Genomic DNA, 18,911 nt, shown 5'->3' on the forward strand with positions numbered 1-18,911 from the left:
GCTGGGCTTCGCCCTGAGACGCTTAGAGGTGGGAGAATTCTCGCTAAATTTAGTTAAAGGGTTAAGGTAACAAACAAAAAACGTCTTGTCGAGAGACAAGACGCCCAAAGCCTTACTTCTGATTTGCCAGGACGATGCCGAAAATCCGTTCACCTTTTTTGAGCGGTACATCAGCCGGACGTGTCACTTCGTTTAAGTTAAAGCCGCGGATTCCGTTTTTTGTTGTCATATGATAAACCATCAGCAGATTATACGGTGTAGCGGCAGAAGCACGCGAGCGGAAATCGGCTCCCTGGATCATGTAGTCATCCAGATGCTTGAAAGAATCGTCTCCTTGCACGGTTGTATCATCCACGTCCAAACCAAGATGAATTTTATCGTCCGAGAACGATTGGCTGAAGCGGACTTGTGTATCGTATTTTTTAGGTTCGAGTTCGAGTGTAAAAAGGGTCCGTTCTTTTTTGTTCGGCAGATATTCGACTCCCTTAAGCCAGTGCGTAGTCTTTAACGTGCCTTTTAATTTAACGCTGCCGATTTGCTGATTACCGAGAGCCGCAAATTTTTCTTCGCCTTCGGTGATGGAGACGGGAGAAATCGTCAGACTCGATGTATAGTCAGCCGATGCTGCTTTTTTCGTAGCCGGTTCCTGCGCCTGTTCTTGGTTACAGCCGGTCAAGACAAGGGCAGCAAGTGGTATGTAGAACCATTTTTTCATAAAAAGCACCTCTTTTCATTTTTTGGTAACATTATCCATAATTAATCGTATCGTTTTTGTTGGATGATTTCAATGGAGAACGGGAAAAGACCGGCAGTAGGTATTTTCAGGAGGGATAAAGATGGATGATTTTTTTGGAGAAGGTCTTGAGACCAATGAGCAGAAACGAAAACGAAAACTTGAAGAAGTATTCGACCAGTCGTTTGAGTCGGAACGGCGCGACTTTAATCAATCACTCGAGCAGGAAGTGACCGTTGCGCTGATCGGGGACGTCAATGCGGGCAAATCCTCGACGCTGAATGCGATCCTTGGTCGGGAAGTCGCGACCGTCGGGGCAAAGCCGGGGGAAACGACACGGATCGATCAAATCCGGCAACATCCGGAAGACAAGGTCGTCTTCGTTGATACGCCGGGATTAAATGATGCAAACAGCCTGAACTCGGATACGACGTGGAAGTTTTACCAGAGTGCGGACGTCATCCTTTACTTCTTGAACGCCGCCGGAACCGTCTTATCGGAAACGGAGACTAAAAATTTCAAGAAGATTTATGCCCACAATAAAAACATCGTCATCGTCGTCACGAAAATTGATGCGACAAATGACCTCGCGACGATTCTGTCCCATATCGAGTCGCAGCTGCCGGGTCCGAAAGTCGTACCGGTCTCAGCACTGGACGGAACGAACATTGACCGTCTGCGGCGTGAGGTGCTCGATATCTTAAAAAAGTTCAACAAGGATAATCTGTTTGTTCGCGAGATCGATCCGGCGTTGCGGGGGAAAATTGCGAACAACTGGATTGTCGGAGCCGGAACGGCCGCCGGGGCAATCGGAGCTGTACCGTTTCCGGGAGCTGACATCATTCCGTTGACGTCGATTCAAATCGGACTAATGCTGAAGCTGTCGAACTTGTACGAGCGGAATCTCTCAAAAGAAAGTGCAAAAGAGTTGCTGGTCGTGACGATTGTCGGCAACTCCGGGAAAACGGCATTCCGCCAACTGGCGAAGATGGTTCCGGGATATGGCGCCGTCATTGGGGCAGGGGTCGCCTCGACGGCGACACTCGCCCTCGGATACGGGACAAAATATGCTTATGAGAACAAATTGGAACTGACACCGGAAAGTCTGATGGGCTTCCTTAAGAAATTCCGTAAAAAGCCGGACGGAGCAAAATGACAGACGGATTATGAAGTCCCTGTTATGCTGTAAGACAAACATAAGGGGGGATAGATCATGTCTACATTGTTAGAAGAAATTCAAGCCTATCAGAAACAATTCCGTCAAAAAGCACCGGAAGAAAAACAACGGTTGATGGCACAAGCGACAGCGGAGCTTGCCGCATCAGACGGAGCAAAAGGATTAACCGTCGGAGACGAGGCACCGCGTTTCACATTACCGAACGCATCCGGTCAATCTGTGTCGCTTGAAGACCTGTTGCAGAACGGTCCCGTCATCGTGACATTTTACCGGGGCGGCTGGTGCCCGTACTGTAATTTGGAACTTCGGGCTTACCAACGGGAGTTGGGAAAAATCGAGGCAAACGGAGCGACACTTGTCGCCATCAGTCCGGAAACACCGGACCACTCGCTGTCGACGCAGGAAAAAAATGATCTGGCATTTCAAGTGCTGAGTGACGTTGAGAACGTCGTTGCCCGCCAGTTTGATCTCGTGTTCAACATGCCCGACTATTTAATCGATGTGTACAAAGCATCGGGGCTCGACGTGGCCGGACACAACGGGAATGAAGACTGGCAATTGCCGAAACCGGCGACATTCATCATTCAGCCGTCCGGAAAAATTTCATTTGCCGACGTCCCGGACGATTATACGAAACGGACGGATCCGTCAGCAGTGATTAAGTTGCTCTGATGTCAGAGTTGTGTGCGTAACCATTCGCGGAAGTGTGGTTCCAGATCGTGATGATGTTTCGTTGTCGAGAATTGATGAGCAGCATAACGTAACATCTGATACGTTGTCTGATCGAGCAGACAAGAACGCATTTCTGCAGCTAAACCGCCGGGGTGATTGATTTTAGCCAGATAACCGGTCATGCCGTACTGAACGGCGTCACAGAGACCCGGTGTCTCATAGACGATTGCCGGTGTGCCGACACGAGCCGCTTCATAGACGATCATTCCCCAGTTATCTTCGCGGGACGGAACGAGCAGGGCGGTTGCCCGGCTGATATACCGGTTGCGCGCGGCCGGTTCCATATCACCGAGATAATGGAGATGCGGCCGCATCGTTTCAGGAATCGATGAGTCGAACCGGGTCGGACAATGTCCGATGATCCAGAGTTGAACCTTCGGGAACTCCTGGCGAACGGCAATGAAAGCTTGGCGGGCATCAAATAATTCTTTTGGTTGAGAAGGACGGCTGACGTAAACAAACGTCGGCCGTTTTTCTTTTTCGAGCCAAGCCGACTCAGGGGACAGTAAATCCAGTCCTTCCGGAAGACGGACGAACGGTTGGTCTGTTTGTGCGCTCTCTGCCGTCAGAACGGAGGGGTGGAATACAAAGCTGGTCTGAGAAGGGGATGCCATCGGATATGTTGAAGAACGGGTCAGAAATCGCGCATGTGGAACGGGACCCCATTGAAACAGGTATTCAAGAAACGGAATATTGGCTAAAAAAACAAATGCCTCAGGACGAGACCGGATCTGACAGAAGACATGCCACAAAAAACTGCCAGACGTTCCACGTCGAATATATGTCACGCCGCCGATTGACTCGACGTCACGCCCGCCAAAAAATGCCGGGGTCAGACAGGTAACGTCATATTCATCCGTCATCCGCTTAAAAAGTTCATGTAAGAGGTAATCTGAAAAATCAGCATCCGGATTCTGAACATCAGAGGAAGTTAGAAACAGTAAAGATTTACGCATTTGACTCGTCCCCTTTACTGAATTTCTTTTGTATGTCTATTCGAGACAGGTAGAAAGAACTCCTCGAAAGAATCAAAAAAAGTTCCTCCTGATGGGGAGGAACGTTATTTCAACGGGTCATATGTTGTGTTAATTCATCGACGAGGTATTCGAGCGACGCCGTCATCGTACTGAGAGATTCTGTCATGGACTCAAATTCGTGTTGAACGGTTGTTTGTTGTTCAAGTGAGACGGCCGTCGATTCAATGCCGTGACGGACTTCGAGCGAAGCCGTTCGGGTCGTTTCCATCCGTTGTTCGATGTTGAGCATTTGAACACCGACTCCTTGACGGGCTGTTTGAATCGAGCTGATACTCTGTTCGACCTCTTGAACGAGATGTGTGATATCGGAAAAAGTCTGACGGACGCGGCTGGTCATCTTCTGATTTTCAGCCAGCGTTTTCGTGTAACCGGCAGCCGTCGTCTTAATTTGGTCGGTATCGGCAATCAGGGCCTGCAAGACTTCCGTCACTTCATTCGCGTAACTCCGGGACTGGACGGCGAGGTGCCCGACTTCCATTGCGACGACGGCAAACCCCCGTCCGGCATCACCGGCACGCGCTGCTTCAATCGCCGCATTCAGCGCCAACAGATTGGTCTGTCCGGCGATTGCTTCCAGACTGGCGAGGATTTTCTGGATTTTATCGGATCGGCTGGCCATAGCCGTGACCGAAGTATGCAGACCGTTCGTCGATTCGACCATCTCTTCGACGCGGCGATCCATCAGGTTCATCTCCTCGTTTCCGGTCAACGCGCGTTTCGTCATATGTTCCGTCGTCGTGACGGTCTGCGCCATTTTCGCCTGGATCGATGCGATGGATGCATTGACCTGATGCAACTGATCCGTTCCGTGTTGCATCGATTGATGCTGACCATCAGCGGACTGGACGATTGGGGCGATTGCCGTCGCGATTTGATTCGTTGCTTCAACAGACTGACTGGCTGCCTGTCGCAATTGCTTCGTATTCGTTTTTAAATTACCGACCAGAGTTTCGATTTGCTGACTGGCATTTGTCATCAGCGTCGTCGCGTCCGCTTCACGTCGGGAAGAGGCAGAGCGTTCCTGATTCTGTACGGCAATTTGGATGACCAGAGCTACACTCGTCAAAATCAAGAAGACAGCATGGATCATGAGGATGCTGAATGGATACCCGGTTGTTCCGCAAATCAGAGACGGAGCAAAAAAGAAGCCGGCGAAATGTTGGACGGCAAACAGGACGGTGCTGACGAGAATCAAGTCAATCCGGCGGAAATAAGCAATCAAAGCCAGGACCATGAAGATGGAAAAATGATACTCGACCAGTCCGTTCCCACCGGCAACAATCGACATACTGGAAAACGTCAACGTCAACGTTAAAAGAAGGGCAACAGACGGGCTGTTGGGGCGAATCCGGTAAAGGCCCGAGGAAGCAATCCAACAGACAAACGGTAACAAGGCAATCCAGGCAAGTGTCGCTGGTGAAGCGGCGGCCACGTTTCCGTGAATGAGTTGATAATCGTCTGCAAAGTTGGTAAATTGGTGTAAACCATGGACAATTAACGATAAACAGACGACAAGAAAACTAATCCAAAGCATAAGCTGATTTTGACGTTTCATAAAATTAAATTCCCCCGTTTTTTAGTAGAAACTGAAACAAATCACGAATAAACATGCTAAACGTATACCACTATCGGTCGGAAAAATGAGATTGTTTAGCTTCAAGATACTTAAAACAAAATTAAATTTTAAAATAGAAAATCATGGCTAAACAGACACGATATGGGGTATAGAAGTGCATTGAGACTTAGGAGGAACTGTGTATGAAATGGAAGGGTAGAGAAAGAAGTTCGAACGTTGAAGACCGGCGGGGAATGGGTGGAAAAGGGGTCGCCGGCATCGGAGGCGGACTCGGGATCATCATTTTAATCGTCGTTACGTTGATGGGCGGGAATCCGGCAGACATCCTTGGAGGGCTGTCTGGTTCGCAGGGCGACAGCCAGGGCGAATATCAGGAAACGGCCAAGGAAAAAGAAGCAGCGGACTTTGTATCTGTCGTGTTGGCGGATACGGAAAAAGTCTGGACGAAGGAATTTAAACAGGACGGTATGACGTATAAAGAACCGACGCTTGTTTTATATACCGATCAAGTCAGTTCAGCGTGTGGACAAGCCGGAAAGTCGGTTGGACCGTTTTATTGTCCGGGTGATCAGAAATTATACATCGATCTTAGTTTTTATGATGAGTTACAAAATAAATACGGGGCACCGGGAGACTTCGCGATGGCATACGTCATTGCCCATGAAGTCGGACACCATGTTCAAACGTTGCTCGGGACATCTGACGAAATCATGCCGCTCCGCCAAAAGATGAGCGAAGAAAAGTTCAACAAGTATCTGGTCCGTTTTGAATTACAGGCGGATTATTATGCCGGTGTCTGGGCAAATCACGCACAAGGACAAAATTTGCTCGAAGAAGGCGATCTCGAAGAGGCACTCGGTGCGGCCAATGCGGTCGGTGATGATACACTTCAGAAAAAAGGCCAAGGGTATGTCGTACCGGAAAGCTTTACACACGGTACTTCGGCACAACGGGAACGGTGGTTCCAAAAAGGATTCGATAACGGAACGATCGAAGGCGGCGACACATTCAAAGCGAAAAATTTATAAGAAACGTCAAAAGGCACCACTTCATGACCGAAGTGATGCCTTTTTTCTATAGATTATCAGATTATCCATTGTACTGGTTAAACATCGCTGTATCATCGGGGACGTTGGCGAGATAAACAATCTTTCCGTCTGCATCAAGCCGGGCGATGTCCGTGCCGTCCTGCGTGAAGACTGATCCGTCTGCCCGTTTGCCGCAAACGGCCCAGCGTGTTTCCATCGTATCGCCTGCTGCAGACGGGACCCAGCCGGCGTACATGTGTTTGATGTCCTGGTTAGCCGTAAAGACCATCCGGACAAACTGTTTCCAGGCTTCGATTCCGTGCTGTTCCTGTCCGTTTAAGACAAACGTAATCTCGTCCGAGAATAGGGAAATCAAGTCATCAAAAGCTTTTTCATCAGTCCGGGAAGCATCAAATAAATCAAAATAGCGGCCAAGTGTAGATATAGTCATGGTTCATTCTCCTTTTAGTTGCGAATCATTTTTTCTTCGATTAAGCTTTGCAGTTTTGTCAGGTGGTCGGGCGGACAGTTCAAATAAATTTCCCGGCGGATCGAGTCAATCGTCTCGCGTTTAAGCGTCGACTGCCAGGATTGTTCCGCCTCTGTCATCAGATCGGACAACAGACAGATATTCTGATTTTGAATGCCCATCAAGTCTTCAAAGACGCCGCTTGAGGCATATAACGACTGTTTGCCTTCGATTGCTTCATAGATATCAAACACGCGAATCGTTTCCGGTGACGCTTTGAGCCGGAAGCCGCCTTTGGCACCGGGAACAGAAATCAGCAGATCGGCACTCACAAGTTTTCGGAGCAACTTTTGGAAGTAGGACGGCGAAGCCCCGAGCTGCTGACTGATGAATTCTCCCGGTAGAACACCTTTCTCCGGTAAAAACGTCAATAAGAGCATCGCGTACACCGATTGTTCGACACCTGTCTTCATTTGCATGAAACATTCTCCTTTCTGTATATCGTGGATAACTATTGTCTACAATACATCCGAATAAATGAATTGTCCAACAAAAGGTTCCTCACAAAACCGTCACACCTTTTCGACTGCATACCCGTGGCATCAACAGAATGGATTCGGTATACTGAATGTACGATATGTGAAAATATTCACTAAAAGTCGTTCACACTTAGTGAAAGGACGTTTTCTTATGAATCCACTCAAAGGAATCATCACGATTCCACGTACGATTTTTATACAACTGATGTTGGCCGCCGTCCTGATGGGCGTCGCCGTCATCGGTCAATCTTATCTGATCGTCATCATCGTCGACCGGATTTTCCTGCAGGGTGATCCGTTCGCGGCCGTCATGCCGTTGCTCGGTTTTCTGTTGTTAATGCTGATGCTACGCGTCGGCGTCACCTACTGGAACGGCCGCCTCGGAACGAGTCTTGCGGCACGGGTTAAACAGGACTTGCGCCAGGCGCTTGTCGCGAAATATACACGAAACTCTGTCGAATCGATGCTTGAAGGACAATCGGGTCAAAAGGTCAGCATTCTGCTCGATTCCGTTGATGAGATGGACAGCTATTACAGCCAGTACCTGCCGAAAGTCATTCAGACGTCGATCGTTCCGTTGATGGTCTTGATTGCCGCCTTCAGCTACGACTGGGTGACAGGACTCGTCATGATGATTACGGCGCCGTTCATTCCTCTGTTTTACATCGTCATCGGAATCATGACGCAAAAGCGGGCCGATACGCAGCTTGAGAAGATGAATGCCTTTTCCGGTACATTCCTTGACACATTACAGGGACTGACGACGCTGAAGTTATTCGGTCGGGCGAAGGCGCAACAGGACGTGATCGAACGAAGCAGTCTCGATTTTCGGGACGCGACCTTGACCGTTTTAAAACTGGCCTTCCTGTCGTCGTTGATGCTTGAGTTTATTTCGATGCTCAGTATGGGGATGATTGCCCTGGAAGTCAGTCTCCGGTTGATTTTATTCCAAAGCATCACCTTTGTACCGGCCTTCTTGATGTTGGTCCTGGCACCGGAATACTATCTGGCGTTAAAAGAGATGGGAGCCGCTTTCCATACCGGTCGGGGCAGTGTCGCCGCCGCAAAACAGATTGCGGCCGAACTGACGGACGATGACCGGAATGTCGCTTTCGGACGAACGGATCTGCCGGCGGCCCGTCCGCCGCGGATTGAGCTGAAAGACGTCGCTTTTTCGTACCGGGATGCCCGCTTTGCGATGGAACAGTTGAATTTGACGATTGAACCGTATCAAAAGGTGGCCTTGATCGGGCGCAGCGGTGCCGGAAAATCGACGGTCCTCCAATTGCTGGCGGGTCTTGCCGATCCGCAGGACGGACAGCTGTTGCTTGACGGTCAAAACCGTCAGACGGTTACGGAAACAAGTTGGTTCAGCCAGCTCAGCTACATCTCGCAACATCCGTATCTTTATGCCGGGACGCTGGCGGATAATATTGCCATTGGTGAATTGCGCGAAGCGTCGCGCGCTGCGATTGAACAGGCGGCATCTGACGCCGGTCTGACCGAATTGATCGCACAGTTGCCGAACGGACTCGACACGGTCATCGGAGAAGGCGGACGCGGCTTATCCGGTGGGGAAAAGCAGCGCGTGGCGCTGGCACGTGCCTTCCTGAAACGGCCGAACGTCATCTTGTTTGATGAACCGACGACCGGTCTTGACGTGAAGACGGAACGGGTGTTGCAGGAAGCAATGACTGTTCTCGGACGTGAAGCGACCGTCATCACGGTCGCCCACCGTCTGCATACGATTGAACAATCAAATCAAATCGTCGTGCTGGAAGCCGGAAGGATCGTCGACCGCGGAACACATGAAGAATTACTCGGACGTGAATCGGAATATGCGATGATGCGCGCCGTTCAACGAGGGGAGGAGACACGATGAAAGAGTTGATGGGAATTTTTCGTTTGATGCTGCACCAGAAACGGGACATCGTGCTCTCGATTATCTTTGGTGTATTGGCCGGCATCACGGCGGTCGGACTGTTTGCCGCGAGCGGCTTCCTGATTTCAAAAGCGGCCTTGCTGCCGCCGATTCAGACACTTGCCGTCCTGATTGCCCTACAGAAAATCTCCAGTCTGACACGGGCTGTCAGCCGGTACGCCGAACGGTATTACTCACACCGGGCGACGTTTACGATCCTCAGTGACTTGCGGACGACGTTTTATAAACGGCTTGAACCGCTCGCACCGGGTATCTTTGCCAAGTATCGGAGTGGAGACCTATTGGCCCGGATCGTCGGGGACGTCGAAAGTCTGCAAAATACGTTTTTACGCGTCGTCTATCCGCCGATTATCCTGGTGCTCGTTTTCCTATGTACAATCTTTTTTGTCAGTTTCTTTTCACTCAGTGTCGCGCTTGTCCTTGTGTTTGGTCTGATCTTAACGGGATTCGTCATTCCCGGCTGGTTTGCCTACCGGGAACAACGGTTTGCCCGGTCCGTCCGGGCCCGACGCGGGGAACTGTCGACGGAAGTGACAGAACTGTTCCAAGGGTATCGCGACTTAAAGATCTATCAACAACTCGGCAATAAGGAAGCGGAACTGAATGCCGTCGCCGCACGCTACGTGGCGGAAGAAAAACGGAACGGACTGCATGCGGTCTCGAACCTTGCCTTGAATACACTGGCGACGTTGATCATTTCCTGGATTGTCCTCGGACTCGGGGCATATCTGGTCGCTGACGGACAACTCGACGGCGTTTTCCTCGCCTTGTTGGTCATGACTTCGTTGACGGTGTTTGAAAATGCCGCTCCGATGGCGATTTTACCTGGCTTCTTCGAAGACAGCCGTCATGCGGCACGCCGGCTGGATGATGTCGTCGAAGCGACGGTGGAACCGGACTATCGTCCGTTTGCGTTGACGCAGGCTCCGGAACTCCGTGCGGAACATGTCAGCTTTACGTTTCCCGGACAGGACCGTCCCGTCTTACGCGATGTCAGCGTGACGTTCCCTGCCGGCAGTAAAACGGCGATTGTCGGAGCGAGCGGTTCCGGAAAATCGACGCTGTTGCAACTGTTGTTGCGGATGTATCCGGCAGACGGAATCCGGATTGAAGGAACTCCAGGTAAAGAAATTAATCCGGAAGCGTTATGGCAACAGTCGAACGTCGTCCTGCAACAAAACCATTTCTTTTACGGGACGATTCGTGACAATCTGAAGCTCGCCAGCAGCAAAGCAACGGATGAACAAATGATCGAAGCACTGGAACACGTCGGTCTTTCGTTACTTGAACTCGACGACCGGGTGCTCGAAAAAGGGGAGAACCTGTCCGGTGGTGAAAAGCAACGGCTGGCGATTGCCCGGATATTCTTACGTCAGACACCGCTTTATCTGCTCGATGAGCCGACCTCATCGGTCGATGCGTTGACGGAACAGATGATTTTACGCCATCTGTTTTCCCGCGCGGTGGACGCAACGCTGTTGCTGGTCAGCCACCGGTTGGCGGGACTTGAGACGATGGATCAAATCGTTGTCATGGAGCAGGGGCAGGTCGTCGAAGTCGGGACATACGCGGACTTAATGACCAAGCAAGGTGCCTTTTATGCCTTGAAACAGGTCGAACAATCCGTCTTTACACCGGATCAACTGGTCCGCTGAATTGAAAACAGCCACATCCAACGCTCTGTCGGCGAAGGATGTGGCTGTTTTGATTGAACAGAATTCAAATGGACGGTTGATTGCAGGAATGGTAAAGTAAGGAAAAAATAAGAGGTGAGCCATGATGGGAATTCGCCGTTGCGAGACGCAACTGGAAGATCAAACGATTGCCTATAATCATTACTACTCCGATTCAGACGAAATCTGTTTTATGTTGTCCGGAGCCGGTTACGCCTATGATCATCCGTATTTTTACTTCAGCCGGATGATGTTGTTGAAGCGAAAAGTGAACGTCATTGAAATTCAATATGTCTCAGATGATTTATTTAGTATGCCGGACGAGCAAGGGGACGCCGAGATGAGCCGGCGGATCGAAGCGGTCATCGGGGACGTGTTACGGGCGCGGTCGTATCAGACGATTCACTTCATTGCCAAATCGCTTGGGACGGTGCCGCTGGTTTCAATGATGTACCGTGGGATGTTTCCGGAAGCGCGTGTCGTCCTCCTGACGCCACTCTTAAAAGATCCGGCTATCGTCGAAAAGATTGCGAACAGCCGGCATCACGGATTACTCGTCATCGGTGATCAGGACCGCCAGTACAGTCCGGAAGCGTTGGAACGGTTCGGTAACTCGAATCTTGTACTGGAACTCGTAACAGGAGCCAACCATTCACTCGATATCGATTTTGATGTCAAGCCGTCCCTGCAAGTACTCGGACAGATCATGCAACGCATTGAAGACGTATTGTTCCCCGTAACGGTCAAGGAAAACTGAAAACCGACAGAACATTCTCGGAAGAGCGTTCTGTCGGTTTTTTTTAATACGGTCGCATCAATGCACGAACGGGACTGCCGTCACCGTCGACAAGCGGAAGCGGAACGGCATTGAGATGATAATCACCCGGCGTGATCGTATCGAGGACCAACCCTTCGAGTATGTGAACGCCATGGGCGGCGAGCGCGTGATGCGCCGCCATCTCTTTACTGTCGATTGCATCAACGGACGGTAAATCAAGTCCGATCAATTCAATACCGAGTTCGCCGAGCCGTTCGGCAAGGCTTGGTGTCAGTACCGGGATGGTTTCCGGAAAGACGGACTTGTCGACCCATCCGTCCGTTTTAATGATCAACCGGCGGACATCGGTTAAATCAAACGCCTCCAGATCACGTGCGACGAGTTCGGTCCGGCCGGGCAAGTAAATGACACGGGCATGACCGATATAAAGATCCGGATCCAAATCGATGACTTTTTGACCGGCATCGTCAAAGTGGAACGGTGCATCAATATGGGTACCGGTATGCAGGCTCATCGTGACCTGCCCGACATTGACGGAGCCGGTATCGGCTTTACTCCAGTTGATCGTATAGTCAAATTTCGTATCGCCGGGCCATGTCGTAATCGACGAGGTTAACGGTTGTGAGACATCAATCCAACGGTTCATTTCACATTCCTCCTCAAAGTTTTGTCCGGACCGACCAGAGTTCCGGGAAGAACCGGTGGTCGAGCACCCGGCGCAGGTAACTGACACCGGATGAACCGCCTGTGCCCGGTTTTTGACCGATGATCCGTTCGACGGTGCTCATGTGGTTAAAGCGCCACATTTGTTGCTGACTGCCGATATCGAGTAACTTTTCACCAAGTTCATATAAATCCCAGTACTGTTCGACGTCTTGATAGACGATGGCCCAGGCCGCTTCAACACTCGCGTCGGCTTCCCAGTCTTGCGTGACATCCCGGTTGAGAACCGCCTCGTCAATCGGTAAGCCGCGCCGGTGCATCGCCCGGACGGTCTCATCATAGATGCTCGGTGTCTGTAAGTCATCGTTCAATTGAGCAAACAGCGCCGTTTCATGTTCATAGACCCGTAACATCTGAGCATTTTTAAAGCCAAGCGAAAATTCGATTTGCCGGTTCTGATAAGACTGGAACCCGGAGGAATGTCCGAGTGAGTCCCGGAATTCGAGATATTCGGCCGGTGTCAGTGTCGAGAGGACGCTCCACGACTGGATCAGCTGTTGTTGAATTTTTGAGACACGGGCGAGCATCTTAAACGACCGTTCGAGTTGATCATCGGCGATTGCCTGAATGGCAGCCGTCATCTCATGCAAAATCAGTTTCATCCAGAGTTCACTTGTTTGATGAATGACGATAAACAACATCTCGTCATGGTGATCCGATAACCGTTGTTGGCTCGTCAAAAGCGAGTCCAGCTGTAAATAATCCCCGTAAGACATGTCTTTTTTAAAGTCGGTTTGAATCGACTCCTCAATGTTCGTCGCATCCGTCTGTTTCATGCCGATCGATCCCCTTTACGTCAAAGTGATTGTGAACGGTTTGTCTGATCCGCTTGCGGCGGATGATTTCGTTTCCAAAAAACATAGGCGATTGTCAGGAAAATCAACCACGGGATACCGAACTTCAAGACAATTTGGAAATCGGTAAACCAGGTCGTGATGACAAGCGCAAACAACAAGAGCGCACCAAGTGCGGTCAAATACGGATATCCCATCATCCGGACCGGCAGTTTTCGTCCGCCGTCCCGTTCCCAGGCTTTGCGGAAGTAGAGATGGGAGATGAAAATCATGAACCAGGTGAAGATGGCACCGAACATCGAAATCCCCATCATAAATGGATAAGAGACACTCGATTGGCTGCTGATGACGGCAGCGAGGAAAATCCCAAGCGTCGAAACAGCCAGGGCAAACAGCGGTACGCCTTTCGCATTCAGGCGGCTGAACATCCGCGGGGCATAGGTGGCTTTCGATAGCGAATACATCATCCGCGTCGAAGCATAGAGCTGACTGTTCATCGCCGATAAGGCGGCTGTCAGGACGATGAAGTTCATAATGCCGGCTGCACCGGGAATCGACAACATCTCCATGACTTTCACGAAAGGACTTTCATCGACACCACCGGCCTGTTGCCACGGAACGATCATCAGCATCAAGGCAATCGTGATGACATAAAACGTCGACAGACGGAAGACGGTGGCCTTCAGTGCTTTCGGCACTGCGACATCCGGATCTTTTGCTTCACCGGCTGTCACGGCAATCAATTCGGTCCCGAGGAAACTGAACAGCGAGATGAAGACGGCAATCCAGAGACCGGAGAATCCGAACGGCATGAAGCCGCCGTCATTCGTAAAGTTTTGCGGACCAATCTCCGGTGAGCTGCTGCCGAAGACTAAGTACGCGCCGAGAATCATGAACATCAGGATGGCACTGATTTTAATGACGGAGAACCAGTATTCGAATGTCGCAAACGTATTGACGGTCGTGGCATTGATATAAATCAACGCCGCTGCGAAAACGAAAATCCAGATGTACCCGGGCACATCCGGGAACCAGTATTTCATGTAGATGGCGATGGCGCTGACTTCGACGCCGATCGCGAGGACATTCGCGACCCAGTAGGAATAACGCACGAGGAAGCCGGCATAAGGACCGATGTACTTCTCCGCAATCGTTCCGAATGAGCCGGACGTCGGATGGGCAACGGTCATTTCCGCGAGACATCCCATCAACAGCAGGACGATAAATGCTCCGATGGCGTAACTGACAAGAACACTTGGTCCGGCCAGACTGATGGCGAGACCGCTTCCGAGGAAAAGTCCCGTTCCGATCGCACAGCCCATCGCAATCATCGTCAGTTGGCGTGTTTTTAAATCACGCCGTAATTCAGTAGGATGTTCTTTCATAATGCCTCCTTACGCGACGACTTCGCGTTCGTTCTTGAATTGTTCGTACTGTTTTTCATCCATGATCGTTTTCAAAATCGAAACGACTTCATAAACGTCTTCAAAACTATTATACAAGGCAACGGGTGCCAGGCGGACAATATTTGGTGCCCGGAAATCAGGAATGACGTGATGGGCTTTCAGCGCTTTACAGATCCGCGCCGCTTCCGGATGTTCAAGACTCAGGTGGGCACCGCGTCGTTTCGCGTCACGCGGATTGCCGATGACGAAACCGTATGCTGTCAGTTCCTGATCGACAAGCGTCATCATGTAGTCGGTCAGTGCCAGTGATTTTGTCCGGACGGCATCGATGCCGACTTCCGCAAACAGTTCGAGTGCCCCGATTTGCGGCGCGAGGCTTAAGACGTGGGGTGTTCCGATTTGGAAGGCCGCAGCGTTTTCAGCCGGTGTCATCGTATGATTCATGTCAAACTGCTTGTCTTTACGGGAACCGAACCAACCGGTCAGACCCGGCAATGTTCCGAAATGCCGTTCATTGACGAACAGACCGCCGACCGTTCCGGGACCGCCGTTTAAGTGTTTGTAGTTGCACCAGTAAGCAAAGTCGACGCCCCAGTCGTGAAACGCATGGGGAATCGCGCCGACGGAATGACACCCGTCAAAGCCGATCAGGATACCGCGGGCATGCGCTTCCCGGGTCAGCCGTTCCATATCTAAAACTTGTCCGCTCCGGTAAAGCACCGTCGGCAGAACGATCAAGGCAATGTCATCCGTCATCGCGTCGATGATATCGGCTTCATCGAGAAACCGTCCGTCGCGGCTTTCGACCTGAACGAGATGTTCTGCCGGATCAAGTCCGCGCAACCGGAGTTGGCTTTGCAGCGCATAAATATCAGACGGGAACGTTAAACTGTCTGCTAAAATCTTTGTCCGTGTTCCGCTTGGTGCAAAGAAGGTTGCGACGAGTTGATGCAGATTGACCGTCGTCGAACCGGTCACCATGACTTCATCCGCACTTCCACCGACAAGCGGTGCGTTCAAGGCAGCCAGTTTTTCCGACAGGTCGAACCATGGGTGCCGGCCTTTCATCCACCCGTCAATCCCGAGTTCCCGCCAATCGGCGAGCGATTCGAGTAACGTCGCTTCCGCCCGTTTCGACAACAGACCAAGCGAATTGCCGTCCATATAAATCGAACCTTCCTGCAGATAAAATTCGTTCCGGTACGGAGCGAGTATATCCTGTTGATCCTGTTCGATGGCATGCTTGCGTGATGCGTTCAATGTCATGTCCGTTCCTCCTTAAATGAATCAGTAATCAATTTTGAGAAAAGCGTAGCAAACAAATTGACACTGTGTCAATATTATCGGATAGAGAATCAGGAGAGGTGGTTGATCACGATGAAAGCAGATGAATTTAAAATGGACAAACGGCATTTACGGACCGTTCGGACGCGGGAAAAGTTGCTGGTCGCAGCACGGGCTGTCTTTCTTGAAAATGACTTTCAGACGACGACGATTTCGCAAATCATCAAACGGGCAGGTGTCGGCTACGGAACGGCCTATGTCCATTTTGAAGGAAAAGATGAACTGCTGATTGTCTTGATGGAAGACGTGATGGATCGTTTCCATCAAGTGGCGGAACAGCCGTTTGAGCCGGGAACGGCTGAAGAGGCGAAAAAACAAATCGAGCAACAGGCAATGGCCTTTTTACAGCTGGCTGAGCAGGAGCGGGAGATGTTACGGGTCGTCGAGCAGGCGATTGGCATCTCTTACGTCATCCGGACGAAGTGGAAACAGATTCGTGAGCGGTTTATTGAACGGATCAGCTGCGATATCCGCTATGCGCAAAGAACCGGATTGGCTCGTCCGGACTTAAATCCGGCACTCGTTGCCCGCGGCTGGTTTTTTGCCAATGAAATGTATCTGTTCGAAGTCGTTCGCGAAGAGACGACCGCGTCAATCGAAGAAATCGCCAAAACCTTAACCGCTGTGTATACGACCGGACTGTACGAACACGGTTAAAGAAGCTCGTTCCCGGGAAACCTGTAGGAGAAGGGGGCGTTGCACATGGCATTTGATTATGACCTTGATTTTAAGACAACCGATTTTCGGAAGGAACCGGAAAAATACCGGGTCGGACGGGGTGAACAGGGTGTGTTGCTCGTCGAACCGTATAAAGGGGAAATCTTGCCGCATTGGCGGTTCAAGACACCGGAAATTGCCAAAGAATCTTCCGAAAAAATCTATCAGATGTATCTCGACTATAAAGAGGCCGGAGACTTCGTCGGAATGGACATGGCGCGGAAGTTCATCCAGATGGGACATACACGGGCACGTCGGTATACGAATTATAAAGGCGGACGTAAGTATAAAAACAAAGAGACGGGTGAATTAAACGAGCGGAAAATTGATCCGGAAAAAGCGAAATCAGCAGAAATTTTTCAGGAAAAATGGGATTTGATCCGGGCGGATGAAGAGTACTTGAAGTTAAAGAAAGCTCATCAAAAACAGTACGGATGAACGGATTTTTAGTTTTCCATTTGCCTGTTTCTTGGCACTGGAAATGAAGGATTCAAAATTTGCTATGATGGGATTAAAAGGGAGGAGAATATATGCGTTATACGTACTGGGCGGCGTTGATCGGATTGATTATAAGTATGTATCTGTTGGTCGACTATACAGTGGAAACCGTTCCTGTCAGCATTTTGATCGGTTTACTGATATACAGTATCGGACTCAGCATCGTCGCGACGTTCGAAGTGTCTTCGTTTGAGCTTACTAGGCGTGTCTTTGTGACGACCCTTTTATTTGGACTGGTTCTGAATCATGTACTGGATTTGCGGATGACGGCTTTTTTACTCGTCCTGTTGGTCGTCGAAACGCTTGTCAAAACGCTCCGCTTCCTGCAAGTGCTCTGGTGGGACCGGACGACGTTGCACGGCTGATATTTCTCTACCAGATGAAGAAAGCAGGAGGCCATCCGATTATTTAATCGGGCGACCTCCTGCTTTTGTTTAGACATCGGAATCAAGATGTCTGTTCAATCTTTTTAATTAAACGGGACTGACGACGTTGCCAAATGACGGATCCGACCAATGTCACGGCAAGGAAAACGAGTCCGAGCATGAACGGATACAGAATGTTGACATCATATAACAGACCGGCCAGGGTCGGACCGAGGACGTTCCCGATGCTCATGTAGGCATTGTTCATCCCCATCGCGAATCCCTGCTCGTTACCGGCCAGTTTTGAAATCATCGTATTCAGGACCGGACGTAAGATTGAAGTCGCGAGGAAAATGACCAGCGTGACAGCGAAGAATCCGCCGTAGCTCGCCGTCAAAAGAGACAACAAGAATCCGAGTGTCGCAATCAACAGGAAGATATTCAGGACTTTTCCTTCGCCGAGACTGCGTGATAACTTATCAACGACAAAAATCTGGGCAATGACACTGATGATACCGGTCGACGTTACCATAATGGCAATATCTTTTGGTGAAGCACCAAACTGGTTGTCGACGAACAGACCGAGGACAGACTCGTATGCCATCAAGCCGAAACTCATGACAAGAGTGATGACGAGCGGAACGAAATACGGCTTATGGAACGATGCTCCAAGCTTTTTCCACATCGAGCCTTCATCCGGTGCCATCGCCGTCGCATCATGGACATCACTCTCCTGCAACAGTAAAACGCTAAATAAGACGGCAAGGAGTGAGACAAGTGCCGAGACGAGCAACGGTAATTTTAAATCAAACTCGGCAAGGAAACCGCCGATTCCGGGACCGATGACGATACCGAGTGACATGGCAGCAGAGACGAAGCTGTTACCTTTTGCACGCTGATCCATCGTCGTGATATCTGCGACGTAGGCAAAAATCGCAGGGATCAACAGCGCGGCACCGAAACCGCCGATCGCCCGGGAGATGTAGAGAATCGTAACAGAGTTCGAGAAATAAAAGACGAACATCGATAACGTCAATCCGATCAATCCGTAAATGATCATCTTCCGTCGACCGTATTGATCGGCCCATTTCCCGGCGACCGGTGACATGACGAGCTGGGCACCGGCAAAAATCGCAATCATCAGACCGGCTGCCGTACCACCTTGACCGATGGAAGCTAAGTAAGCGGGCAGAATCGGAATGATGATCCCGAAGCTCCCGACGGCAATGAACATGTTAATCATCAGAACCGTTAATTTTTTTCGTTGATCCGCTTGCAAGGGGATCCCTTCTTTCTACACGCTGGTGTAAGCGTTTATTTAATCTACCTTTACTATCTTAGTTTCAAGAGAAAGATCCTGTCAATTTTACCGCCCGTTAC

19 protein-coding genes are annotated in these 18,911 nt (G+C 50.3%); 9 read left to right on the forward strand and 10 right to left on the reverse strand.

Annotated features, from left to right (window positions below):
• Positions 1–112 precede the first annotated feature (112 nt).
• Entirely contained in the window at positions 113–715 is a 603-nt protein-coding gene (locus KNP91_RS13220) for a hypothetical protein (RefSeq protein WP_214850456.1), read from the reverse strand.
• Positions 716–836: 121 nt separating this feature from the next.
• On the opposite strand from KNP91_RS13220, the gene KNP91_RS13225 reads away from it, so the two are divergent.
• Both KNP91_RS13225 and KNP91_RS13230 read left to right on the forward strand, forming a co-directional pair.
• Complete coding sequence (locus tag KNP91_RS13225) at positions 837–1,889, forward strand: YcjF family protein (protein WP_214850457.1); 1,053 nt, start codon at positions 837–839, stop codon at positions 1,887–1,889.
• Between the two features lie 57 nt (positions 1,890–1,946).
• Complete coding sequence (locus KNP91_RS13230) at positions 1,947–2,582, forward strand: peroxiredoxin-like family protein (protein WP_214850460.1); 636 nt, start codon at positions 1,947–1,949, stop codon at positions 2,580–2,582.
• A gap of 2 nt (positions 2,583–2,584) precedes the next feature.
• Here the strand turns inward: KNP91_RS13230 and KNP91_RS13235 are convergent, their stop codons facing one another.
• A complete protein-coding gene (locus KNP91_RS13235; RefSeq protein ID WP_214850466.1) occupies positions 2,585–3,598 on the reverse strand; it encodes a glycosyltransferase family 4 protein in 1,014 nt (337 codons plus the stop codon).
• Positions 3,599–3,707: 109 nt separating this feature from the next.
• Positions 3,708–5,234: a methyl-accepting chemotaxis protein gene (locus KNP91_RS13240; RefSeq protein ID WP_214850469.1), complete on the reverse strand. Its 1,527-nt coding sequence runs from the start codon at positions 5,232–5,234 to the stop codon at positions 3,708–3,710.
• Positions 5,235–5,437: 203 nt separating this feature from the next.
• Between KNP91_RS13240 and ypfJ the strand changes: the two genes are divergently transcribed.
• Positions 5,438–6,283: a KPN_02809 family neutral zinc metallopeptidase gene (ypfJ, locus tag KNP91_RS13245; RefSeq protein ID WP_214766693.1), complete on the forward strand. Its 846-nt coding sequence runs from the start codon at positions 5,438–5,440 to the stop codon at positions 6,281–6,283.
• Positions 6,284–6,344: 61 nt separating this feature from the next.
• On the opposite strand, the gene KNP91_RS13250 is transcribed toward ypfJ, so the two are convergent.
• Positions 6,345–6,734: a nuclear transport factor 2 family protein gene (locus KNP91_RS13250; protein ID WP_214850471.1), complete on the reverse strand. Its 390-nt coding sequence runs from the start codon at positions 6,732–6,734 to the stop codon at positions 6,345–6,347.
• Between the two features lie 14 nt (positions 6,735–6,748).
• Positions 6,749–7,231: an RrF2 family transcriptional regulator gene (locus KNP91_RS13255; RefSeq protein ID WP_214850473.1), complete on the reverse strand. Its 483-nt coding sequence runs from the start codon at positions 7,229–7,231 to the stop codon at positions 6,749–6,751.
• A 211-nt stretch (positions 7,232–7,442) separates the two neighbouring features.
• On the opposite strand from KNP91_RS13255, the gene cydD reads away from it, so the two are divergent.
• The 3 genes from cydD (at position 7,443) to KNP91_RS13270 (ending at position 11,663) form a co-directional block, all read left to right on the forward strand.
• Complete coding sequence (gene cydD, locus KNP91_RS13260; protein WP_214850474.1) at positions 7,443–9,173, forward strand: thiol reductant ABC exporter subunit CydD; 1,731 nt, start codon at positions 7,443–7,445, stop codon at positions 9,171–9,173.
• On the forward strand, positions 9,170–10,888 hold the full coding sequence (cydC, locus tag KNP91_RS13265) for a thiol reductant ABC exporter subunit CydC (RefSeq protein WP_214850478.1): 1,719 nt from the start codon (positions 9,170–9,172) through the stop codon (positions 10,886–10,888). Before cydD ends, cydC begins: the two co-directional genes overlap by 4 nt.
• 121 nt (positions 10,889–11,009) lie before the next feature.
• Positions 11,010–11,663, forward strand: a complete 654-nt coding sequence (locus KNP91_RS13270; RefSeq protein WP_214850480.1) for a cyclase — start codon at positions 11,010–11,012, stop codon at positions 11,661–11,663.
• Positions 11,664–11,706: 43 nt separating this feature from the next.
• Here the strand turns inward: KNP91_RS13270 and kynB are convergent, their stop codons facing one another.
• Genes kynB through kynU form a run of 4 tightly spaced genes read right to left on the reverse strand, consistent with a single transcriptional unit; the run spans position 11,707 to position 15,873 of the window.
• Positions 11,707–12,330 (reverse strand): arylformamidase, encoded by a 624-nt coding sequence (gene kynB / locus KNP91_RS13275; RefSeq protein ID WP_214850483.1) that lies wholly within the window; start codon positions 12,328–12,330, stop codon positions 11,707–11,709.
• A gap of 13 nt (positions 12,331–12,343) precedes the next feature.
• A complete protein-coding gene (gene kynA / locus KNP91_RS13280; RefSeq protein WP_012369091.1) occupies positions 12,344–13,183 on the reverse strand; it encodes a tryptophan 2,3-dioxygenase in 840 nt (279 codons plus the stop codon).
• 20 nt (positions 13,184–13,203) lie between these two features.
• Entirely contained in the window at positions 13,204–14,586 is a 1,383-nt protein-coding gene (locus KNP91_RS13285; protein WP_012369092.1) for an amino acid permease, read from the reverse strand.
• A gap of 9 nt (positions 14,587–14,595) precedes the next feature.
• On the reverse strand, positions 14,596–15,873 hold the full coding sequence (gene kynU, locus KNP91_RS13290; RefSeq protein ID WP_214850485.1) for a kynureninase: 1,278 nt from the start codon (positions 15,871–15,873) through the stop codon (positions 14,596–14,598).
• Positions 15,874–15,984: 111 nt separating this feature from the next.
• On the opposite strand from kynU, the gene KNP91_RS13295 reads away from it, so the two are divergent.
• The 3 genes from KNP91_RS13295 (at position 15,985) to KNP91_RS13305 (ending at position 17,531) form a co-directional block, all read left to right on the forward strand.
• The gene (locus tag KNP91_RS13295) at positions 15,985–16,608 is read left to right on the forward strand and encodes a TetR/AcrR family transcriptional regulator (protein WP_214850487.1); all 624 of its coding nucleotides are present in this window, start codon (positions 15,985–15,987) and stop codon (positions 16,606–16,608) included.
• A gap of 45 nt (positions 16,609–16,653) precedes the next feature.
• Positions 16,654–17,106, forward strand: a complete 453-nt coding sequence (locus KNP91_RS13300) for a DUF4385 domain-containing protein (protein ID WP_012369095.1) — start codon at positions 16,654–16,656, stop codon at positions 17,104–17,106.
• Positions 17,107–17,198: 92 nt separating this feature from the next.
• Positions 17,199–17,531 carry a hypothetical protein gene (locus tag KNP91_RS13305; RefSeq protein WP_214850489.1) on the forward strand — a complete coding sequence of 111 codons (333 nt, stop codon included), beginning with the start codon at positions 17,199–17,201 and terminating at the stop codon, positions 17,529–17,531.
• Positions 17,532–17,613: 82 nt separating this feature from the next.
• On the opposite strand, the gene KNP91_RS13310 is transcribed toward KNP91_RS13305, so the two are convergent.
• Positions 17,614–18,810: an MFS transporter gene (locus KNP91_RS13310; RefSeq protein ID WP_012369097.1), complete on the reverse strand. Its 1,197-nt coding sequence runs from the start codon at positions 18,808–18,810 to the stop codon at positions 17,614–17,616.
• Positions 18,811–18,911 lie beyond the last annotated feature (101 nt).

Source organism: Exiguobacterium sp. s138, assembly GCF_018618775.1.
GTDB lineage: Bacteria > Bacillota > Bacilli > Exiguobacteriales > Exiguobacteriaceae > Exiguobacterium_A > Exiguobacterium_A artemiae.